The following is a 17574-nucleotide window of genomic DNA, read 5'->3' on the forward strand; positions in this document are numbered from 1 at the left end:
CTCACTTCGAAGGAGGCAGCGCGATGTCGTCTGGCAAGATCCTGGTCGCACAAGGGGGCGGTCCCACCGCCGTGATCAACCAGTCGCTGGTCGGCGTCGTGCTCGAAGCGCGCCGCTTCCGCAATGTGACGCGCATCTACGGTGCACTGCACGGCGTGCGCGGCATCGTCAACGAGGAATTCGTCGACCTGACGCAGGAGACCAGCCATAACCTGGAACTGGTGGCCGCCACGCCCTCCTCCGCCCTCGGCTCCACGCGCGACAAGCCTGACCTGAAGTACTGCGAAGAGATCTTCAAGGTGCTGAAGGCGCACGAGATCGAACACTTCTTCTACATCGGCGGCAACGATTCATCGGACACGGTGCGCATCGTGGCCGAACAGGCGCAGGCTGCCGGCTATCCGCTGCGCGCCATCCACATCCCCAAGACCATCGACAACGACCTGGTGGGCAACGACCATACGCCGGGCTTTCCGTCCGCGGCGCGCTTCGTGGCGCAGGCCTTTGCCGGCGCCAACCTCGATAATGCCTCGCTGCCGGGCGTGTACGTGGGCGTGGTGATGGGGCGCCACGCCGGCTTCCTGACAGCCGCTTCGGCGCTGGGCAAGAAGTTTCCGGACGATGGGCCGCACCTGATCTACCTGCCGGAGCGCGTGTTCTCGATCGAGCAGTTCCTGGCCGATGTGAAGGATACCTATGCGCGCTACGGCCGCTGCGTGGTGGCGGTATCGGAAGGCATCCACGATGCCTCCGGCGCGCCGATCGCCACCTTGCTGGCCAAGGAAGTGGAACGCGACGCGCACGGCAATGTGCAGCTGTCCGGCACCGGTGCGCTGGCCGACCTGCTGTGCGACGAGATCAAGGACAAGCTGGGCATCAAGCGCGTGCGCGGCGACACCTTCGGCTACCTGCAGCGCTCCTTCATCGGCTGCGTGTCGGATGTGGACCAGCGCGAAGCGCGCGAGGTCGGCGAGAAGGCCGTGCAATTCGCCATGTGGGGCGAGCGCAATGGCTCGGTGGCGATCAAGCGCACCGGCTTCTATTCGGCCGACTATGCGCTGCTGCCGCTGGAAGCGGTGGCCGGCAAGACGCGCACCATGGAAGACGAATTCATCGACGAGAAGGGCACCGGCGTGACCGATGCCTTCCGCATGTACCTGCGCCCCTTGCTCGGTTCCGGCATGCCCGACGCTTTCCGCCTGCGCCCGGCGCCCGTGCCGAAGATCCTCAAACGTTAGAACAGCGCCGGCAGTTCCGCCGCCAGAAAATCGGACAAGGCGCGCACCTTGGTCTGCAGGTGGCGGTTGCCGGGGTAGACGATGTAGGCGATGCGCGGCTGCAGATGCCAGCCCGGCAGCACGCGTTCCAGCGTGCCCTGCGCCAACATGGGCCGTGCGATGAAGGACGGCAGCGAACCGATGCCCTGGCCGGCGGCCAGCATCTGGCCCAGCATCAGGCTGTTGTCCAGCCACATGCGCACCGGCGGCTCGATTTCGACCATGCCGCCCTCCCCTTCCAGCCGCCACAGGCCCGGCGCTTCGGCCAGGCGGAAGGCCAATGCGCGGTGCGCCAGCAAGTCGTGCGGCGCCTGCGGTGCGCCGTGCCGGCGCAAGTAGCTGGGCGCAGCGCACAGCCACTGCTCCACCTTGCCGGCGGAGCGCACCACCAGCGAGGAATCGGGCAGCGTGGTGCGCACGCGCAGCGACAGGTCGAATCCTTCCGCCACCACGTCGAGCAAGCGGTCGGCCATGGTGAGTTCGACGTCGACATCGGGGTATTGGTCCATGAAGCGCGCCAGCAGCGGCGACAACACCGTCAGGCTGAGCGACATCGGGGCGTTGATGCGTACCCGTCCTTTCATGGCGGCCTGCTCGCCGCTGGTACTGCGCTCCAGTTCTTCAAGCTCGTCGAGCAGGCGGCAGCATTCCTGGAAGTAGGCGCGGCCGGTGTCGGTCAGGCGCATGGTACGCGTGGTGCGCAACAGCAGCGCCGCCTGCAAGCCCTGCTCGAGCCAGCGCACCTGCTTGCCGATGCCTGCCGGCGACAGGCCCAGTTCCTCGGCCGCCTTGCTGAAGCTGCCGCGCTCGACCACGCGGCGAAAGGCGTGCATCGCCGCCAGCTTGTCCATTCGATCCTCCGGGTAAAAAGTCTTTATCAGAAACGCCAGATTATCTTAGTAGCAGAATCAAATATGCTGGCTTCACTGACATTTTTACAAGGAACCATGATGAAACTTGCAACCAGCCTTGCCGCCCTGCTGCTGTCCGCCCATGCCGTGGCTGCCGAGCCGGGCACCAGCCCTTGGGGCCCGCAGGATGAAATCGGCCGCCTGAACCTGGTCACCCCAGCCTCCAGCGCAGCCATCCTGGCCCGCATCAGCGGCGGCCGCGCTTACGACCTGTCGGTCGATTATTTCGTCGGCATGCCCAGCTGGCAGGCGGCCGGCGACCCGCCTTACCTGATGTGGATGACGCATACGCCGCACGGCAATGTGCTGTCCGACCCGATGGAAACCGGCAAGGCCATGAACCAGCACGTCAGCTATTCGGGCAGCGCCATCTCGATGTATGCGCACATGGGCACCCATATCGACGCGCTGAACCACTTCGGCTTGAACGGCAAGATCTGGAACGGCTTCAAGGCGTCCGAGCACCTGGGCGACCGTGGCTGGAAGGTGGCCGGCGCGGAGAAGCTGCCGCCGATCGTGGCGCGCGGCGTGCTGATCGACGTGGCGGCGGCCAAGGGTGTTTCCATGCTGCCGGATAACTACCGTGTGACCGGCAAGGACTTGGCCGCGGCTTTGGCCAGGCAGAAGGTGCAGCTTCAGAAAGGCGACGTGGTGCTGATCCGCACAGGGCGCATGCAGCAGTTCGAGAAGGCGCAGGCTTTCATGCAGAACCCGCCGGGCATGGGCCTGGATGCGGCGCGCTTCCTGGTGGAGCAGCATGGCGCGATGGTGGTGGGCGCGGACAACCTGAGCTTCGAGTCCTTCCCTTCCGAGGCCAAGGACAACTACATCCCGGTCCACACTTACCTGTTGGCCGAACACGGCGTGCCGATCATGGAACTGGTCAACCTGGAAGAACTGGCGCGCGACAAGGTGTATGAATTCGCCTTTATCGGCGCGTCGTTGAAACTGCGCGGCGCGGACGCGGCGCCGATGCGGCCGATCGCGCTGCCGCTGCGCTGATCAATCCTGGTGGACGTCGCGGTAGGCCAGCATGTCCACCAGGCGTTCTTCCTTGTCGGGATCGAAACCGCAGGTGGCTTCGAACCTTGCCGGGTTTTCGTACGTACCGAACAGCATGTCCCACCATACGATGTCGCCGTAGTTGTTCTTGTGGCGGCCGTACTGGTGGTGGATGCGGTGCATCTCGGGGCGCTGGAAGAACCAGCCGACCCAGCGCGGCGTGGTGACGCTGGTGTGGTAGAAGAATTCACCGAGCGCGGTGCACAGGGTGTAGACCGCGCCCGCTTCCGGCGACAGGCCAAGGAAGGCGTACACCAGCAGGCTGCCGATGATCGAGTTGACGATCATCTCGCCGGGGTGCTTGTAGAAAGAGGTGATGACTTCGATGCGCTGCGGGCTGTGGTGGATCTGGTGGAACAGGCGCCACAGCAGATCCGATTCGTGGCGCACCCTGTGCCACCAATAGAACACGAAGGTGGCGATGAAATAGGCCAGCAGGCCGCCAGCCACCGGCCCCATATGGTCGGACAGGTGCAGCAGCGAGGATTGCGAAGTCCAGCGTTCCCAGCTCACGCCGGCCAGCAGGACTACGCCGAGTTGTATGGCGTTGATGGCAAGCACGCGCAGCGGCCAGGTGCGGACCTGGGGCAGTTTCCATCCGGGCCGCAGGCGCTCCAGTACAAAACAGGCGGCAAAGACGATGAAGATAGTGGCGAGCATGGCGAGTCCTTTCGATGGGCAAGGACGAGATCATCGCGCCGGGGCACAGCCTGTGCCTAAGAAAATCCCCCTGGTATCGGATTTAGATACGGCCGGCATATAGGGCGGGTTCTCGCCTGATGGCGGCCTAGCATGGCGACTCTTTCAACCAAGGAGACAACCATGAAGAAACTGATCGGGGCGCTGGCCCTGGCGGCAAGCAGCGCGACTGCGGCGGCGGGCGGGGCGCCTTCAACGGCCGACATTGAACGCGCGCGGCACGCCTTCGACTTCCTGCACGGCGACTGGACGGTGCAGAACCGCCGCCAATCCGATTACGCCAATCCGGACAGCGCGTGGGAGACCTTCAACGCCAGCAACCTGGTGCACGCGCTGCCGGCGGGCATCGGCAACTACGACGAATACCGGCCGCTGGGCAACTGGCGTCCAGGCTTCGTGGCGATGACGCTGCGCGTATTCGATCCGGCCACCGGGCGCTGGAGCATCTATTGGCTCACCAACCGCGACGGCGGGCTCGATCCCGCCACCGGCACCTTGCTGCCGCCGGTGGTGGGCCGTTTCGATGCCGACGGCGTGGGCCGCTTCGAGGGGGAGGAAGTCTACAAAGGCCGCACCGCCCGCGTGCGCTTCACCTGGACCCGCAGCAGCGAGCGCCAGGCACGCTGGGAGCAGGCCTATTCCTGGGACGATGGCACCAGTTGGCAAACCAACTGGATCATGGATTTCACGCGGAAATAAATGTCCCCCGTGGGGTCAGGAACCAGCAGGACAAATGAGTTCGATGAACAACAAATGTCCACTTGGTTCCTGACCCCGGGGGGACAAAAATTGCGTTAGACGACGATGGTCTGGTGTTCGCCTTGGGCGCGGGCGCGGATCTTGCCGATGCGCGAGACGGTTTCGCCGGCGGCGGTCAGCTGGGCGACGGCTGCGTCGGCGTTTTCAGCGGATACGATCACGGTCATGCCGATACCGCAGTTGAACACGCGGTGCATTTCCGCGTCGGCCACGCCGCCGTGCTGTTGCAGCCACTTGAACAGCGGTGGCATGGTCCAGGAGGCGCCATCCAGTTCGGCGGTCAGGTTGTCGGCCAGCACGCGCGGGATGTTTTCGACCAGGCCGCCGCCGGTGATGTGCACCAGGCCTTTGACTTCCATCGCTTCCATCAGCGCCAGCAGCGGCTTGACGTAGATGCGGGTCGGTTCCATCAGCACGTCGGCCAGCTTGCGGCCGTGGAAATCGGCTTCCAGGTCCGGCTTGGCCACTTCGATGATCTTGCGCACCAGGGAGTAACCGTTGGAGTGGGCGCCCGAGGAGGCCAGGCCCAGCACCACGTCGCCCGGCACGATCTTGGTGCCGTCGATCAGCTTGGATTTTTCCACCGCGCCGACGGCGAAGCCGGCCAGGTCGTATTCGCCGTCCGGGTACATGGATGGCATTTCCGCGGTTTCGCCGCCGATCAGTGCGCAGCCGGCGTACTCGCAACCCTTGGCGATGCCCTTGATCACGTCGGTCGCGGTGGCCACGTTCAGCTTGCCGCAGGCGAAGTAGTCGAGGAAGAACAGCGGCTCGGCGCCCTGCACCAGGATGTCGTTCACGCTCATGGCCACCAGGTCGATGCCCACGGTGTCGTGCCGGTTCAGCTCAAACGCCAGTTTCAGCTTGGTGCCGACGCCGTCGGTACCGGAAACCAGCACCGGCTCCTTGTATTTCTTGCTGATCTCGAACAGCGCGCCGAAGCCGCCGATGCCGCCCATCACGCCTTCGCGCATGGTGCGCTTGGCGAATGGCTTGATCGCTTCAACTAGGGCGTCGCCGGCGTCGATATCGACACCTGCGTCACGGTAGGACAGGGAAACATTCGAAGGTTGGCTCATGGTGTTGTCGCAACTGAGGCGGAAGAATGGAAAAGCGGTGGCCGAATACGGCAAGTCCGCTATTTTAGCATTTTTACCCCCACATTTTCTCTTGTTATCGGCCGTTTTTCAGCCCCCGGAGCGGCAAACTGCCCCCAATCCGGAGCGCGCACCGAGCTTCAGCAGGCGGGCGGCCAGTTCTTCATTCTTCTTTTCCAAGGCCACGTCGTAGGGCGTCAGGCAGCCGTTGTCCGGGTTGGCTTTGCCATTCGGGTCGGCCCCCTGTTCGATGGCGAAGTTGACGCGGGTGGTCACCGCCTCCACACATTTCCGCCATTCCGCGTCGAAGCGATCGGCCGGCACCAGCTTGCGCGTCATGTCCTGGTCGCATTCGCTGACCAGGCGCACCAGCATGCTGCGCTTGCCCCAGGTGCTGCCGTTGGGGTCGGCGCCCAGGGCGACCAGGCGCCTGGCGGCATCGAACTGGTCTTTGCGGATAAAGCGATTGAGCAGGGCCGAATAGGTGGTCGATTGCACGTTCGGATTGGCGCCGGCCTGGATCAGCAGCGCGAGGAATTCGTTGTCGGTCTCGCAATAATCGCAGGTGGACAGGTTGAGGCCCTTGGCGCTGGCGCCGCGCGCGACCAGCAGGTGGGCCAAGGCCAGGCGGCGCGGCCAGCTTTCCTGCGGGTCGTTGCGGGCGAAGTAGGCCTGGTTCACGGTTTCCTGCAGCAATACGGTGCCCAGTTCGCCGGCGATATCGGCCTTGTCGACCAGGTATTCGAGGACGGCGAAACGCTTGGCGTCCTTGGCCGGGTCGGGCTTGGTCAGGTAGGTGTTGACCGCCACGCCCAGCATGGCTTCGGGCTCGAAGCTGGGGTCTTTCTGCGGATCGAAGCGCTTGATGCGGGCCAGGTCGCCCTCGTCCGTCGCGTCGATGACCTTGGAAGAGGGCTTCTTGAAGTTCACCGCCTCGGCCATGCTGGCTGCGGCGTCGGCCATGCTAGCGGCGGCGTCGGCCACGCTGGCCGCGGCGGCGCGAGGCATGCACAGCAGGCGGTTGAAGCCTTCGCATTTTTCGCCTTCGTCTGCTGCCATGGCAGGGCAATGGGCGGCAAATGCCAGGGGCAGGGCCGCTACGGCGGCACGGATACGGACAGACAGCATGACATCACATCGAAGTTGATTTATAGAAATATTAAACTACTGCAAGGACCGGCGCATGGTGTTTTTAACAGCAGAGGCGTTAGAATAGCCCTTCCTTCGTCCCGACCACGCCAGCGCAGATGCCCCTTCCCCTCTCGCCAGAACAAAAACAAACGCTATTCTGGGTGTCGGTCTGGGCCGCCTTTTTCTTCCTGCTCTGGATCCTGGGGCCGGTCTTGACGCCTTTCCTGGCGGCCGCCATTTTCGCCTACGCGCTGAATCCCGCCGTCGACAAGCTGTGCCGCCTGCGTATATTGCGGCGCTGGAAAATGCCGCGCGCACTGGCCGTATCCATCGTGATCACCCTGTTTGGCGCCGCCGTGCTGGCGCTGCTGCTGATTGTGGTGCCGGTGCTGCAAAAGGAAATTCCGCTGCTGCAGGCGGCCATTCCCGCGTCGCTGGCCAAGCTGAACGACACGCTGGGCCCGCGCCTGCAGCAACTGGGGGTGGAGTTCACCCTCGACGGTGCCAGCATCAAGGCCCTGGTGGCGGAAAAGATGGCGGAAAGCGGCAACCAGATCTGGACGGCCGTGCTGAATTCCGTGCGTACCGGCGGCAGCGCGGTCCTGGGCTGGCTGGCCACGCTGGTGCTGATCCCGGTCGTGCTGTTTTACCTGCTGCTGGACTGGCAGCAGTTGCTGGCCCGCATCGCCGGCGCGGTGCCGCGCCGCTATATCGGCGCCACCATGGACATGGCGCGCGAATCCGACGCGCTGCTGGCGCAGTACCTGCGCGGCCAGTTGCTGGTGATGCTGGTGTTGTCGGTTTATTACTCCACCGCGCTGGCGGTGGCGGGCTTCGACGTGGCGCTGCCGGTCGGCATCCTGTCCGGCGTGCTGGTCTTCATTCCCTATCTCGGCTTCGGCCTCGGGCTGCTGCTGGCGCTGATGGCGGCGGTGCTGCAATTTTCCGACTGGAGCGGGCTGGTGGCGGTGGCCATCATCTACGGCCTGGGCCAGGTGATCGAAGGTTTCATCCTGACGCCGCGCCTGGTGGGCGAGCGCATCGGCCTGGACCCGCTGGCGGTGATCTTCGCGCTGTTGGCCTTTGGCCAGCTGTTCGGATTTGTCGGCGTACTGCTCGCTTTGCCCGCTTCCGCCCTCTTGATGGTCGGTTTTAGGCACCTGCGCCGCCACTACCTGCGCAGCAGCTTTTATAATGCGTAGTGTGAAGATCGATTACGTTAGCAAAAATTCCACAAAGCCGGGACAAGTCCAATGAAACAACTGGTGCTTGACCTGGGTGCGGAGCCGGTGTGCACCCTCGAGTCCTTCGAGGTGGGGCGCAATGCCGAGGTGGCGGCGCTGATGCGCCAGTTCGCCGAACGCAGCTCGCGCGAGCATTTCGCCTACCTGTGGGGGGAAACCGGCGCAGGCAAGTCGCACCTGCTGAAGGCGCTCGCCTCGAGCGAACGCGCGCGCTATATTTCGCCGTTTTCGATTGAAACCGAGTTCCTGTATTCGCCGGACGTGGACCTGTACCTGCTGGACGACTGCGAAAAGCTGTCGCCGGTGGCCCAGATCGATGCCTTTGCCCTGTTCAACGAGATCCGCGCCAACCACGCCTTCATGGTGAGCGCGGGCTCGGTCGCCCCGGCCGTGCTGCCGGTGCGCGAGGACCTGCGCACGCGCATGGGCTGGGGCCTGGTGTACCAGATCCATGGTCTGACCGACGAGGAAAAGCTTGCAACACTGACGCAAATGGCGGAAGCGCGCGGCTTGATCCTCTCACCCGGTGTGCTACCTTACCTGCTGTCGCACTTCCAGCGCGACATGGTATCGCTGTCCTCGATGCTCGACTCGCTCGACCAGTATTCCCTGGAAACCAAACGCCCGATCACCCTGCCCCTGCTGCGCGAATGGCTGCAGGAGGAAGCGAAAGAATGATGAAACTCGCCCTGTTCGACCTTGACCATACCCTGCTGCCGATCGATTCCGATTTCGAGTGGGGGCAATTCCTGTGCCGCGTGGGCGCCGTCGATGCCGTTGAATTCAAGCGCCGCAACGAGGATTTCTTCGCGCAGTACCAGGCGGGCACCCTGGACCCGGTGGAATACCTGGAATTTTCGCTCGGAACCCTGGCTCGCTTCGAGCCTGAGCACCTGGCCGAACTGCAGCAGCAATACATGACCGAAGTGGTGATGCCGAACATCCTGCCATCGGCCCGCGCGCTGCTGCAGCAGCACCTCGATGCCGGCGACCTGGTGGCGATCGTCACGGCGACCAACCACTTTGTGGTGGCGCCGATCGCCCAGGCCTTCGGCGTGGAGCATGTGATCGCCGCGATGCCGGAGCGCGACGCCGCCGGCCGCATCACCGGCAAGCTGCTCGGCACGCCGACCCAGGGCGAAGGCAAGATCGTGCACACCAAGGCGTGGCTCGAAAAGATGGGACATACGCTGGACAGCTTCGACAGCGTCCACTTTTACAGCGATTCCCATAATGACCTGCCGCTGCTGTCGATCGTCAGCCACCCGATTGCGACCAACCCGAACGCCAAGTTGTCCGAGCACGCGAGCGCGCAAGGCTGGCCACTAATTCACCTGTTCAATGATTAAGAAATTCATCCGCAAGATCCTCGGCGTCAAGAGCGCGAGACCCAGCAACGAGCCTGTCGTACTGGGCGCCAAGGACCATGGCATCGACCCGCGCATGGTGTCGAACAACGCGATCCGCGTCACCAGCACGCTGCAGGAGGCCGGCTATGAAGCCTTCGTGGTCGGCGGCGCCGTGCGCGACCTGCTGCTGGGCGTAAAGCCCAAGGACTTCGACGTCGCCACCAATGCCACGCCGGAGCAGGTCAAGCGCCTGTTCCGCCGCGCCTTCATCATCGGCCGCCGTTTCCAGATCGTGCACGTGATGTTCGGCCAGGACCTGCTGGAGGTGACCACCTTCCGCGGCACCGCCACCGACAATGCGCCGAAGGACGAGCATGGCCGCGTGCTGCGCGACAACACCTTCGGCTCGCAGGCGGAAGACGCGGAGCGCCGCGACTTCACTATCAACGCCATGTACTACAACCCTGCCACGCAGGAAGTGCTGGACTACCACGGCGGTATCGAGGATATCCGCGCCAAGACGCTGCGCATCATCGGCCAGCCGGAGGCGCGCTACCGCGAAGATCCGGTGCGCATGCTGCGCGTGGTGCGCTTTGCCGCCAAGCTGAAATTCTCCATCGAGCGTTCGACTGCCGAGCCGATCGGGGTGATGGCGCCGCTGATCGACAACGTGCCTGCGGCGCGCGTGTTCGACGAGATGCTCAAGCTGCTGACCTCCGGCCAGGCCCTGGCCTGCCTGCAGCAACTGCGCAAGGAAGGCCTGCACCATGGCCTGCTGCCGATGCTGGACGTGGTGCTGGAACAGCCGATGGGCACCAAGTTCGTGACGCTGGCGCTGGATTCCACCGACAAGCGCGTGATGGCCGGCAAGACCGTATCGCCCGGCTTCCTGTTCGCTTCCCTGCTGTGGCACCAGGTGCTGGAGAAGTGGCAGGCTTACCAGGCGGCGGGCGAATTCCCGATCCCTGCGCTGCACCTGGCGGCGGACGAAGTGCTGGAGTCGCAGACCGAGAAGCTGGCGATCCAGCGCAAGATCGGTTCCGACATGCGCGACATCTGGGCCATGCAGCCGCGCTTTGAGCGCCGCAACGGCAAGAACCCCTACAAGCTGCTGGAGCACCTGCGCTTCCGCGCCGGCTACGACTTCCTGCTGCTGCGCTGCGCTTCCGGCGAGATCGAGCGTGAGCTGGGCGACTGGTGGACCGCCTTCTACGAGGCCGACGAGAGCATGCGCGCAGAGCTGGTGTCAAGCGCATCGTCGGGCGCCGGCAAGAAGAAGAAACCGGCAGCACGCCGCGGCCGCGCTGCCGCGAGCGATGAGGTGCCGGCGGACGCGCATGCCGATGCCGACGAGGGCGACGAGTCCGATGACGATGAATTCCTGAATCCGCCCCCAGAAGGCGAGGCCCCAGCGCGCAAGCGCCGCCGCCGTCCGCGCCGCGGCCGCCGTAGTGGCGGCGGCAACGCGCCTGCCGGCGAAGCTTGATGCCTGTAACCGCCTTCATCGGCATCGGCGCCAACCTGGGCGACGCCCGGGCCAATGTGCTGGATGCCGTGGAGCGCCTGCGCAAGCTGCCGGGCGCTACGCTGGAGGCGGTGTCTGCGCTGTACCGCACCGCGCCGATTGATTCTTCCGGCGATGACTATATCAATGCCGTTGCGCGCTTGAGCACCGGCCTACCTGCGCAGGCTTTACTGCAGGCGCTATTCGAGATCGAGCAGGCGCATGGGCGCGAACGGCCCTATTTCAATGCACCGCGCACGCTGGATCTCGATTTGCTGCTGTATGGCGACGAGCGGATTGCGACGCCCTCGCTGATCGTGCCGCATCCGCGCATGCATTTGCGGGCGTTTGTATTGATGCCGCTGCTCGAACTGGCCCCTGACATGGTGCTGCCGGGGCTGGGGCGCGCGGCCGATTTCGCGCCTTCGGTTTCGGAGCAAGGTATCATCCGCCTTTAAAACCGGTAAGCCAAAGGACCACAAGAATGCAAATCCCCATCATCGTCCAAACCACCGGCCTCCTGATCCTGTCCAACATCTTCATGACTGTGGCGTGGTACGGACACCTGAAGAACTTCTCTAACAAGTCCTGGCTGGTCGCCGCGCTGGTCAGCTGGGGCATCGCGCTGTTCGAATACCTGATCCAGGTCCCGGCCAACCGCATCGGTTTCAGCCAGTACAGCCTTGCCCAGCTCAAGATCCTGCAGGAGGTCGTCACGCTGGGCGTATTCGTCCCCTTCGCCATGTACTACATGGACCAGCCCTTCAAGACGGACTTCATCTGGGCCGGCCTTTGCCTGGTGGGCGCTGTGTACTTCATTTTCCGCAGTTAGAATATCGTTTTTCGAATTTAAGGACATACCATGTCTGGCAACCTGCAAAACCCTTACCCGGCGCCAGCGCGTGCCGTCCCTGCCAAGGCGGTCACGATCCCTTCGATCAATTCCCTGAAGGCGGCAGGCGAGAAGATCACCATGCTGACCTGCTATGACGCCAGCTTCGCCTCCCTGATGGATGGCTGCGGCGTGGAAGTGCTGCTGATCGGCGATTCGCTGGGCATGGTGTGCAACGGCCACCAGTCCACATTGCCGGTGACCGTGCAGGAAATCGCCTACCACACCGCTGCCGTAGCCCGCGGCGCGAAGAACGCGCTGATCCTGGCCGACATGCCGTTCGGCTCCTACGCCACGCCGGAACAGGCATTCAACAATGCCGTGCAACTGGTCCAGGCCGGCGCGCATATGGTGAAGATCGAAGGCGGCGCCTGGGTTGCTGAAACCGTGCGCTTCCTGGTGGAGCGCTCGATTCCTGTTTGCGCCCACCTGGGCCTGACCCCGCAGTCGGTCCACACGCTGGGCGGCTACAAGGTGCAAGGCAAGACCATTGAAAGCGCCGAACTGCTGAAGCAGGACGCGCTCAAGCTGCAGGCCGCCGGTGCCGCCATGGTCGTGCTGGAGGCGATCCCTACCGCGCTGGGCAAGGAAGTGACCGAGATGCTGTCGATGCCGACCATCGGCATTGGCGCCGGTCCGGATTGCTCGGGCCAGGTGCTGGTGATGCACGACATGCTGGGCGTGTTCCCAGGCCGCAAAGCGCGCTTCGTGAAGAACTTCATGGAAGGCCAGGTGTCGATCCAGGCCGCAGTGACGGCCTACATCGACGCCGTCAAGGGCGGCACCTTCCCAGCGGTTGAGCACTGCTTCTGAAACCATGAGCCATCCGCTGAACGACGACGAATACGATCAACTCGATGAGCTGCTGGCAGCAATCGGCCCGCACAGCATGGACGTCGCCAAGCTGGAAGGTTTTTTGACCGCGCTGGTGGTCGGCCCGGCCGGCGTAGCGCAGGAAACCTGGCTGCCCGGCGTCTGGGGCGGCGCGGCCGGCAACGACGAAGCTGCCGCGCTGGTCTTGCGCCATCACGACTACATGAGCGTCTGGATGCAGAAAGATCCGGGCAGCTTCGAACCGATCTACGAGTGCGGTGGCAGCTGGACAGTGCAAGCGTGGTGCGATGGCTTCCTGGCGGGCGTCGCACTGGCGGCGGATGCCTGGGCTCCACTGCGCGCGCAGCAGCCCGCCCTACTGCTGCCCTTCCAGGCGCCACTGAACGCGGCCAAGGTGCCGCAGGCTGTCATCAGGATCAACGAGTTTTTCCACATGCCACAGCCCAAGGCGGCCAAGGCCGGCCGCAACGACCCTTGCCCTTGCGGCAGCGGCAAGAAGTTCAAGAAGTGCTGCGGCGCTTAAACCTGAATCCAGGTGGTCTTCAGTTCGGTGTACTTGTCGAAGGCATGCAGCGACTTGTCGCGGCCATTGCCTGACTGCTTGTAGCCGCCGAACGGCACCGTGATATCGTCGCCATCGTACTGGTTGACGTGCACGGTGCCCGCTTTCAGCGCCCGCGCAGTGCGGATCGCCTTCGACATATCCGAGCTCCACACCGCGGCGTGCAAGCCGTATGGCGTATCGTTCGCCTGCTTCACCGCCTCGTCGAGATCCTTGAACGACAGCACCGACAGGACCGGCCCGAAAATCTCTTCGCGCGCGATCTTCATGGTGTTCTGCACGCCGTCGAACAGCGTCGGCTCGACGTAGAAGCCGCCGGTCTCCTTGCGCACCGCCTTGCCGCCCGCGAGCAGTTTCGCCCCCTCGCCGCGGCCCGCATCGATATAGCCCATCACGGTTTTCAGCTGGATCGCATCGACAATCGCGCCCATCACGGTCTTTTCGTCGAGCGGGTCGCCTGGCGCATAGGACGGCACCATGGCCAGCGCTTTCTCGAGGAACCTGTCCTTGATCGACTCTTCCACGAACAGGCGTGAAGGCGCATTGCAGCTCTCGCCCTGGTTGAAATAGATCGACCCGACCGCCGCGGCAACGGCTGCGTCGAGATCAGGACAATCGGCGCACACAATATTGGCCGACTTGCCGCCCAACTCCGTCCACGCCCGCTTCAGGTTCGACTGTCCCGCCATCTGGATGATCTGCTTGCCCGTGCGCGTGGAGCCGGTGAAGCCGATGCAGTCCACGTCCATGTGCATCGCCAGCGCCGCGCCGGCCTCGTTGCCGTAGCCAGGCAGCACATTGAACACGCCCGGCGGGATGCCCGCCTCCACCGCCAGCTCCGCCAACCGCAGCGCCGACAACGGCGACTTCTCCGACGGCTTGAGCAGCACGCTGTTGCCGGCCGCCAGCGCCGGCGCGATCTTCCATGCCGCCATCAGCAGTGGATAGTTCCACGGCACGATGGCCGCCACCACGCCAACCGGCTCGCGCGTGATCAGGGCCAGCGAATTGCCCGGCGTCGGTGCAATCTCGCCGTACACCTTGTCGATCGCCTCGCCGTACCAACGGATGCAATTCGCCGCGAGCGAAACATCGACCACCTGGCTGTACTTGATCGGCTTGCCCATGTCGAGCGTTTCGAGCAAGGCCAGTTCGTCCTTGTTCTGCATCATCAGGTCGGCCAACCTGACCAGCACGCGTTTGCGTTGCGCCGGTGCCTGGCCTGCCCAGCGGCCGCTGTCAAAGGCACGGCGTGCCACGGCGACCGCCTGGTCGACATCCGCCGCATCGCAACGCGCCGTCTGCGACAGGTAGCGGCCATCAATGGGCGACAGGTTGTCGAACTTGCGTTCGCCCCGCGCCCAGGTGCGTTCGCCGTTGATGAAAGCGCGCCCGTCGAGGGTCAGCATCTTGGCACGGTCATGCCAGTTGATCGCTTCTTTTGCCATGGCTTACATCCATCCTCTCTGCTGCAGGTCCGCGTAGGTATCGTCAAGGCAGCGCCGGATCAGGGCCACCATTTCATCGATCTGTTCGCGCGTCATCACCAGCGGTGGTGCGATGATCATGCGCTCGCCCACGGCGCGCATGATCATGCCGTTGTTGAACATATAGCCGCGGCACACCATGCCCACTTCCAGTTTCGGATCAAAGTACTCGTGGCCGTGGATAGTGGGGCCCTTGCGCCGCACAAGATTGAGGCCCGCGACGAAACCGCAGCTATTGGCGTAGCCAACCAGCGGGTGCTCGTCCAGGGTGGCGAAGCGTTGCGCGAGATAGGGGCCGGTGTCTTCAGCCACCCGCTGCACCAGCTTTTCGTCCTCAATGATGCGGATCGTCTCCAGCGCCGCCGCGCAGGCGACAGGATGGCCGGAATACGTGAAGCCGTGCGCGAACTCGCCGCCCTGCCCGATCAGCACCTGCGCCACACGCTCGCCGACCAGCACGCCGCCAAGCGGGATATAACCCGAGGTGACGCCCTTGGCGAAAGTGATCAGGTCCGGCTTGAAGTCGAAGTATTCACACGCGAACATGCGGCCGGTGCGGCCAAAGCCGGTGATCACTTCATCCGCGATCAGGAGAATGCCGTACTTGTCGCAAATGCGCTGGATCTCCGGCCAATAGGTGCGCGGCGGGATCACCACGCCGCCGGCGCCCTGGATCGGCTCGCCGATGAAGGCAGCCACCTTCTCCGGGCCGACATCGAGGATCTTCTGTTCCAGCCAAGCGGCGGCCTCGATGCCGAATTCGTCTTCCGTCATGCCGCGCCCGGATTCGAGGAAGTTCGGCTGGCGGATATGCACGATGCCCGGTATCGGCAAGCCGCCCTGCGCGTGCATGCCTTCCATGCCGCCCAGGGAAGCCCCGGCCATGGTGCTGCCGTGATAGGCGTTGAAGCGGCTGATGATCGTATGCCGCTGCGGCTGCCCCTTCAAATCCCAATAGCGGCGCACCATGCGCACATTGGTGTCGTTCGCCTCCGAGCCGGAGCCGGTGAAGAACACATGCTTGAAGCCCGGCGGCGCAATCTCCGCCAGCTTGGCGGCCAACGTCACCGCAGGCACGTTGGTCGTGTTGAAGAAGCTGTTATAGAAAGGCAGCGTCTCCATCTGGTCGTACACCGCCTGCGCGATGCTGTGCCGGCCATAGCCAACATTCACGCACCACAAGCCCGACATGCCGTCCAAAATTTTCTTGCCTTCCGAATCCCACAGGTAGATGCCTTCGCCGCGCACCATCACGCGCACGCCGCGTTCACCGAGTGCCTTGTGGTCGGTGAAGGGATGCATGTAATGCGCATGGTCGCGCGCCTGGATCGACTTGGTATCGTCCATGATCGCCTCCTCATACGTGCAGCAGCAGGTGCTCGCGCTCCCACGGACTGATGACGGTCATGAATTCCTGGTGTTCCAGGTCCTTGATGGCAGCGTACACGTCGATAAAGCGCTCGCCCAGAACGAAGCGCAGTTTGTCTTCCGCGCGCAGGATACCCAGCGCTTCCGGCAAGCCTTGCGGCAGCTCGTACTTCATTTCATAGGCGCTACCCATGGTCGGTGCAGTCGGTTCCAGCTGTTCGGTCATGCCGAGGTAGCCGCAGGCCAGCGTCACTGCCAGTGCAAGGTAGGGATTGGCATCGGCACCGATGATGCGGTTCTCAACGCGCCGGTCCTGCACGCCCGATTCCGGCACCCGGAAGCCGACGGTGCGGTTATCCATGCCCCACTGGATGTTGATCGGCGCCGCCGTGTGGCGCACCAGCCGGCGATACGAATTCACATACGGTGCGACAATCGCCAAGGCGCTTGGCATATAACGCTGAAGGCCGCCGATGTAGGCCTTGAAAAGCTGCGAAGGCGAACCATCCTGGTTGCTGAAGATATTCCAGCCGCTGCGCGCATCGACCACGCTCTGATGGATGTGCATCGCCGAGCCCGGCTCGCCCGCCATCGGCTTGGCCATGAAGGTGGCGTACATGTGGTGCTTCAATGCCGCCTCACGCAAGGTGCGCTTGAAGAAGAACACCTTGTCCGCCAAGCCAAGCGGCTCGCCGTGCAGGAAATTGATCTCCATCTGACCGGCGCCGATTTCGTGGATCAGGGTATCCACGTCCAGGCCCATCATGTCGCAGTAATCGTAGATGTCTTCGAACAGAGGATCGAACTCGTTCACCGCATCGATGCTGTACACCTGGCGGCTGGTTTCGGCGCGGCCGCTGCGGCCGATGGGCGCCTTCAGGGGCAAATCAGGATCGGAATTCTTGTCCGTCAGGTAGAACTCCAACTCCGGCGCGACCACCGGCTTCCAGCCCTTGTCTTCGAACAGCTTCAACACGCGGCGCAGCACGGAGCGCGGCGCAAAATCGACCAGGCGGCCGTCGCTGAAGTAGCAGTCGTGGATCACCTGCGCCGTCGGGTCGGCAGCCCAGGGCACCATGGTGATGGTGGTGGGATCGGCCTTCAGGATCATGTCGCGGTCGGTGCTGGATATGGCGCGGTCGTAGGCGTCATCCTCGGTTGGATAATTACCGGTGACAGTCATGCCAAGCACCGCTTCAGGAATGCGCATGCCGCGCTCCTGGGTGAATTTGCCGCGCGGGAGAATCTTGCCGCGTGCGACGCCGGTCAGGTCAGGGACCAGGCATTCGATCTCGGTGACTCGCTTTTCATTGAGCCACTCATCCATATCGGTGTAACTGAAATTTTCGCGGATTGCCATAGCTTCCTCTCAGGTAGTTTAGAAAACAGCACTACTGA

The 17574-nt window shown here is 63.7% G+C and carries 18 protein-coding genes; 11 read left to right on the top strand and 7 right to left on the bottom strand.

Annotation, left to right across the window (positions count from 1 at the left end):
• The first annotated feature begins 23 nt into the window (after positions 1-23).
• A complete protein-coding gene (locus tag BM269_RS17585) occupies positions 24-1238 on the top strand; it encodes a 6-phosphofructokinase (RefSeq protein ID WP_090439598.1) in 1215 nt (404 codons plus the stop codon).
• On the opposite strand, the gene BM269_RS17590 is transcribed toward BM269_RS17585, so the two are convergent.
• On the bottom strand, positions 1235-2128 hold the full coding sequence (locus tag BM269_RS17590) for a LysR family transcriptional regulator (RefSeq protein ID WP_090439601.1): 894 nt from the start codon (positions 2126-2128) through the stop codon (positions 1235-1237). The genes BM269_RS17585 and BM269_RS17590 overlap by 4 nt on opposite strands.
• Before the next feature lie 96 nt (positions 2129-2224).
• Here BM269_RS17590 and BM269_RS17595 point away from each other — a divergent pair, with 96 nt between their 5' ends.
• On the top strand, positions 2225-3190 hold the full coding sequence (locus BM269_RS17595; protein WP_170860409.1) for a cyclase family protein: 966 nt from the start codon (positions 2225-2227) through the stop codon (positions 3188-3190).
• Here the strand turns inward: BM269_RS17595 and BM269_RS17600 are convergent, their stop codons facing one another.
• A complete protein-coding gene (locus BM269_RS17600; RefSeq protein ID WP_090439607.1) occupies positions 3191-3910 on the bottom strand; it encodes a sterol desaturase family protein in 720 nt (239 codons plus the stop codon).
• Positions 3911-4072: 162 nt separating this feature from the next.
• Here BM269_RS17600 and BM269_RS17605 point away from each other — a divergent pair, with 162 nt between their 5' ends.
• The gene (locus BM269_RS17605; protein WP_229204694.1) at positions 4073-4648 is read left to right on the top strand and encodes a hypothetical protein; all 576 of its coding nucleotides are present in this window, start codon (positions 4073-4075) and stop codon (positions 4646-4648) included.
• Positions 4649-4743: 95 nt separating this feature from the next.
• Here the strand turns inward: BM269_RS17605 and purM are convergent, their stop codons facing one another.
• A complete protein-coding gene (gene purM / locus BM269_RS17610) occupies positions 4744-5787 on the bottom strand; it encodes a phosphoribosylformylglycinamidine cyclo-ligase (RefSeq protein WP_090439609.1) in 1044 nt (347 codons plus the stop codon).
• 108 nt (positions 5788-5895) lie between these two features.
• Positions 5896-6933, bottom strand: coding sequence for an ankyrin repeat domain-containing protein (locus tag BM269_RS17615; RefSeq protein WP_090439611.1), 1038 nt, complete (start codon positions 6931-6933; stop codon positions 5896-5898).
• A gap of 119 nt (positions 6934-7052) precedes the next feature.
• On the opposite strand from BM269_RS17615, the gene BM269_RS17620 reads away from it, so the two are divergent.
• From BM269_RS17620 to BM269_RS17655, 8 genes are read left to right on the top strand one after another with little or no spacing between them, the layout of a single operon-like run.
• Entirely contained in the window at positions 7053-8138 is a 1086-nt protein-coding gene (locus tag BM269_RS17620) for an AI-2E family transporter (protein ID WP_090439613.1), read from the top strand.
• A gap of 51 nt (positions 8139-8189) precedes the next feature.
• The gene (hda, locus tag BM269_RS17625; protein ID WP_090439616.1) at positions 8190-8858 is read left to right on the top strand and encodes a DnaA regulatory inactivator Hda; all 669 of its coding nucleotides are present in this window, start codon (positions 8190-8192) and stop codon (positions 8856-8858) included.
• Complete coding sequence (locus BM269_RS17630) at positions 8858-9529, top strand: histidinol-phosphatase (protein ID WP_090440221.1); 672 nt, start codon at positions 8858-8860, stop codon at positions 9527-9529. Before hda ends, BM269_RS17630 begins: the two co-directional genes overlap by 1 nt.
• On the top strand, positions 9522-11015 hold the full coding sequence (gene pcnB, locus BM269_RS17635; protein WP_090439620.1) for a polynucleotide adenylyltransferase PcnB: 1494 nt from the start codon (positions 9522-9524) through the stop codon (positions 11013-11015). The genes BM269_RS17630 and pcnB overlap by 8 nt, the downstream gene beginning before the upstream one ends.
• Positions 11015-11491, top strand: a complete 477-nt coding sequence (folK, locus tag BM269_RS17640; RefSeq protein WP_090439623.1) for a 2-amino-4-hydroxy-6-hydroxymethyldihydropteridine diphosphokinase — start codon at positions 11015-11017, stop codon at positions 11489-11491. The genes pcnB and folK overlap by 1 nt, the downstream gene beginning before the upstream one ends.
• A 26-nt stretch (positions 11492-11517) precedes the next feature.
• Positions 11518-11865 (top strand): DMT family protein, encoded by a 348-nt coding sequence (locus tag BM269_RS17645; RefSeq protein ID WP_090439626.1) that lies wholly within the window; start codon positions 11518-11520, stop codon positions 11863-11865.
• Positions 11866-11895: 30 nt separating this feature from the next.
• Positions 11896-12738, top strand: coding sequence for a 3-methyl-2-oxobutanoate hydroxymethyltransferase (gene panB, locus BM269_RS17650; RefSeq protein WP_090439629.1), 843 nt, complete (start codon positions 11896-11898; stop codon positions 12736-12738).
• Positions 12739-12742: 4 nt separating this feature from the next.
• On the top strand, positions 12743-13282 hold the full coding sequence (locus BM269_RS17655) for a UPF0149 family protein (protein WP_090439632.1): 540 nt from the start codon (positions 12743-12745) through the stop codon (positions 13280-13282).
• On the opposite strand, the gene BM269_RS17660 is transcribed toward BM269_RS17655, so the two are convergent.
• From BM269_RS17660 to BM269_RS17670, 3 genes are read right to left on the bottom strand one after another with little or no spacing between them, the layout of a single operon-like run.
• Positions 13279-14769 carry an aldehyde dehydrogenase gene (locus tag BM269_RS17660; RefSeq protein ID WP_090439634.1) on the bottom strand — a complete coding sequence of 497 codons (1491 nt, stop codon included), beginning with the start codon at positions 14767-14769 and terminating at the stop codon, positions 13279-13281. The two genes, BM269_RS17655 and BM269_RS17660, sit on opposite strands and share 4 nt — an antisense overlap.
• 3 nt (positions 14770-14772) lie before the next feature.
• Positions 14773-16155: an aspartate aminotransferase family protein gene (locus BM269_RS17665; RefSeq protein WP_090439636.1), complete on the bottom strand. Its 1383-nt coding sequence runs from the start codon at positions 16153-16155 to the stop codon at positions 14773-14775.
• Between the two features lie 10 nt (positions 16156-16165).
• Complete coding sequence (locus BM269_RS17670) at positions 16166-17536, bottom strand: glutamine synthetase family protein (RefSeq protein ID WP_090439639.1); 1371 nt, start codon at positions 17534-17536, stop codon at positions 16166-16168.
• Between the last annotated feature and the right edge of the window lie 38 nt (positions 17537-17574).

Origin of the sequence: Duganella sp. CF458 (assembly GCF_900113115.1) — a bacterium.
In the GTDB taxonomy this organism is placed as follows: domain Bacteria; phylum Pseudomonadota; class Gammaproteobacteria; order Burkholderiales; family Burkholderiaceae_D; genus Rugamonas.

Bases quoted from the DNA above. Each gene is read 5' to 3' on its own strand.
- panB (WP_090439629.1), top strand. From the start codon at position 11,896: ATGTCTGGCAACCTGCAAAACCCTTACCCGGCGCCAGCGCGTGCCGTC.
- BM269_RS17600 (WP_090439607.1), bottom strand. From the start codon at position 3,910: ATGCTCGCCACTATCTTCATCGTCTTTGCCGCCTGTTTTGTACTGGAG.
- BM269_RS17670 (WP_090439639.1), bottom strand. From the start codon at position 17,536: ATGGCAATCCGCGAAAATTTCAGTTACACCGATATGGATGAGTGGCTC.
- BM269_RS17655 (WP_090439632.1), top strand. From the start codon at position 12,743: ATGAGCCATCCGCTGAACGACGACGAATACGATCAACTCGATGAGCTG.
- BM269_RS17665 (WP_090439636.1), bottom strand. From the start codon at position 16,155: ATGGACGATACCAAGTCGATCCAGGCGCGCGACCATGCGCATTACATG.
- purM (WP_090439609.1), bottom strand. From the start codon at position 5,787: ATGAGCCAACCTTCGAATGTTTCCCTGTCCTACCGTGACGCAGGTGTC.
- BM269_RS17660 (WP_090439634.1), bottom strand. From the start codon at position 14,769: ATGGCAAAAGAAGCGATCAACTGGCATGACCGTGCCAAGATGCTGACC.
- hda (WP_090439616.1), top strand. From the start codon at position 8,190: ATGAAACAACTGGTGCTTGACCTGGGTGCGGAGCCGGTGTGCACCCTC.
- BM269_RS17585 (WP_090439598.1), top strand. From the start codon at position 24: ATGTCGTCTGGCAAGATCCTGGTCGCACAAGGGGGCGGTCCCACCGCC.
- BM269_RS17590 (WP_090439601.1), bottom strand. From the start codon at position 2,128: ATGGACAAGCTGGCGGCGATGCACGCCTTTCGCCGCGTGGTCGAGCGC.
- BM269_RS17615 (WP_090439611.1), bottom strand. From the start codon at position 6,933: ATGCTGTCTGTCCGTATCCGTGCCGCCGTAGCGGCCCTGCCCCTGGCA.
- BM269_RS17620 (WP_090439613.1), top strand. From the start codon at position 7,053: ATGCCCCTTCCCCTCTCGCCAGAACAAAAACAAACGCTATTCTGGGTG.
- BM269_RS17645 (WP_090439626.1), top strand. From the start codon at position 11,518: ATGCAAATCCCCATCATCGTCCAAACCACCGGCCTCCTGATCCTGTCC.
- pcnB (WP_090439620.1), top strand. From the start codon at position 9,522: ATGATTAAGAAATTCATCCGCAAGATCCTCGGCGTCAAGAGCGCGAGA.
- BM269_RS17595 (WP_170860409.1), top strand. From the start codon at position 2,225: ATGATGAAACTTGCAACCAGCCTTGCCGCCCTGCTGCTGTCCGCCCAT.
- BM269_RS17630 (WP_090440221.1), top strand. From the start codon at position 8,858: ATGAAACTCGCCCTGTTCGACCTTGACCATACCCTGCTGCCGATCGAT.
- BM269_RS17605 (WP_229204694.1), top strand. From the start codon at position 4,073: ATGAAGAAACTGATCGGGGCGCTGGCCCTGGCGGCAAGCAGCGCGACT.
- folK (WP_090439623.1), top strand. From the start codon at position 11,015: ATGCCTGTAACCGCCTTCATCGGCATCGGCGCCAACCTGGGCGACGCC.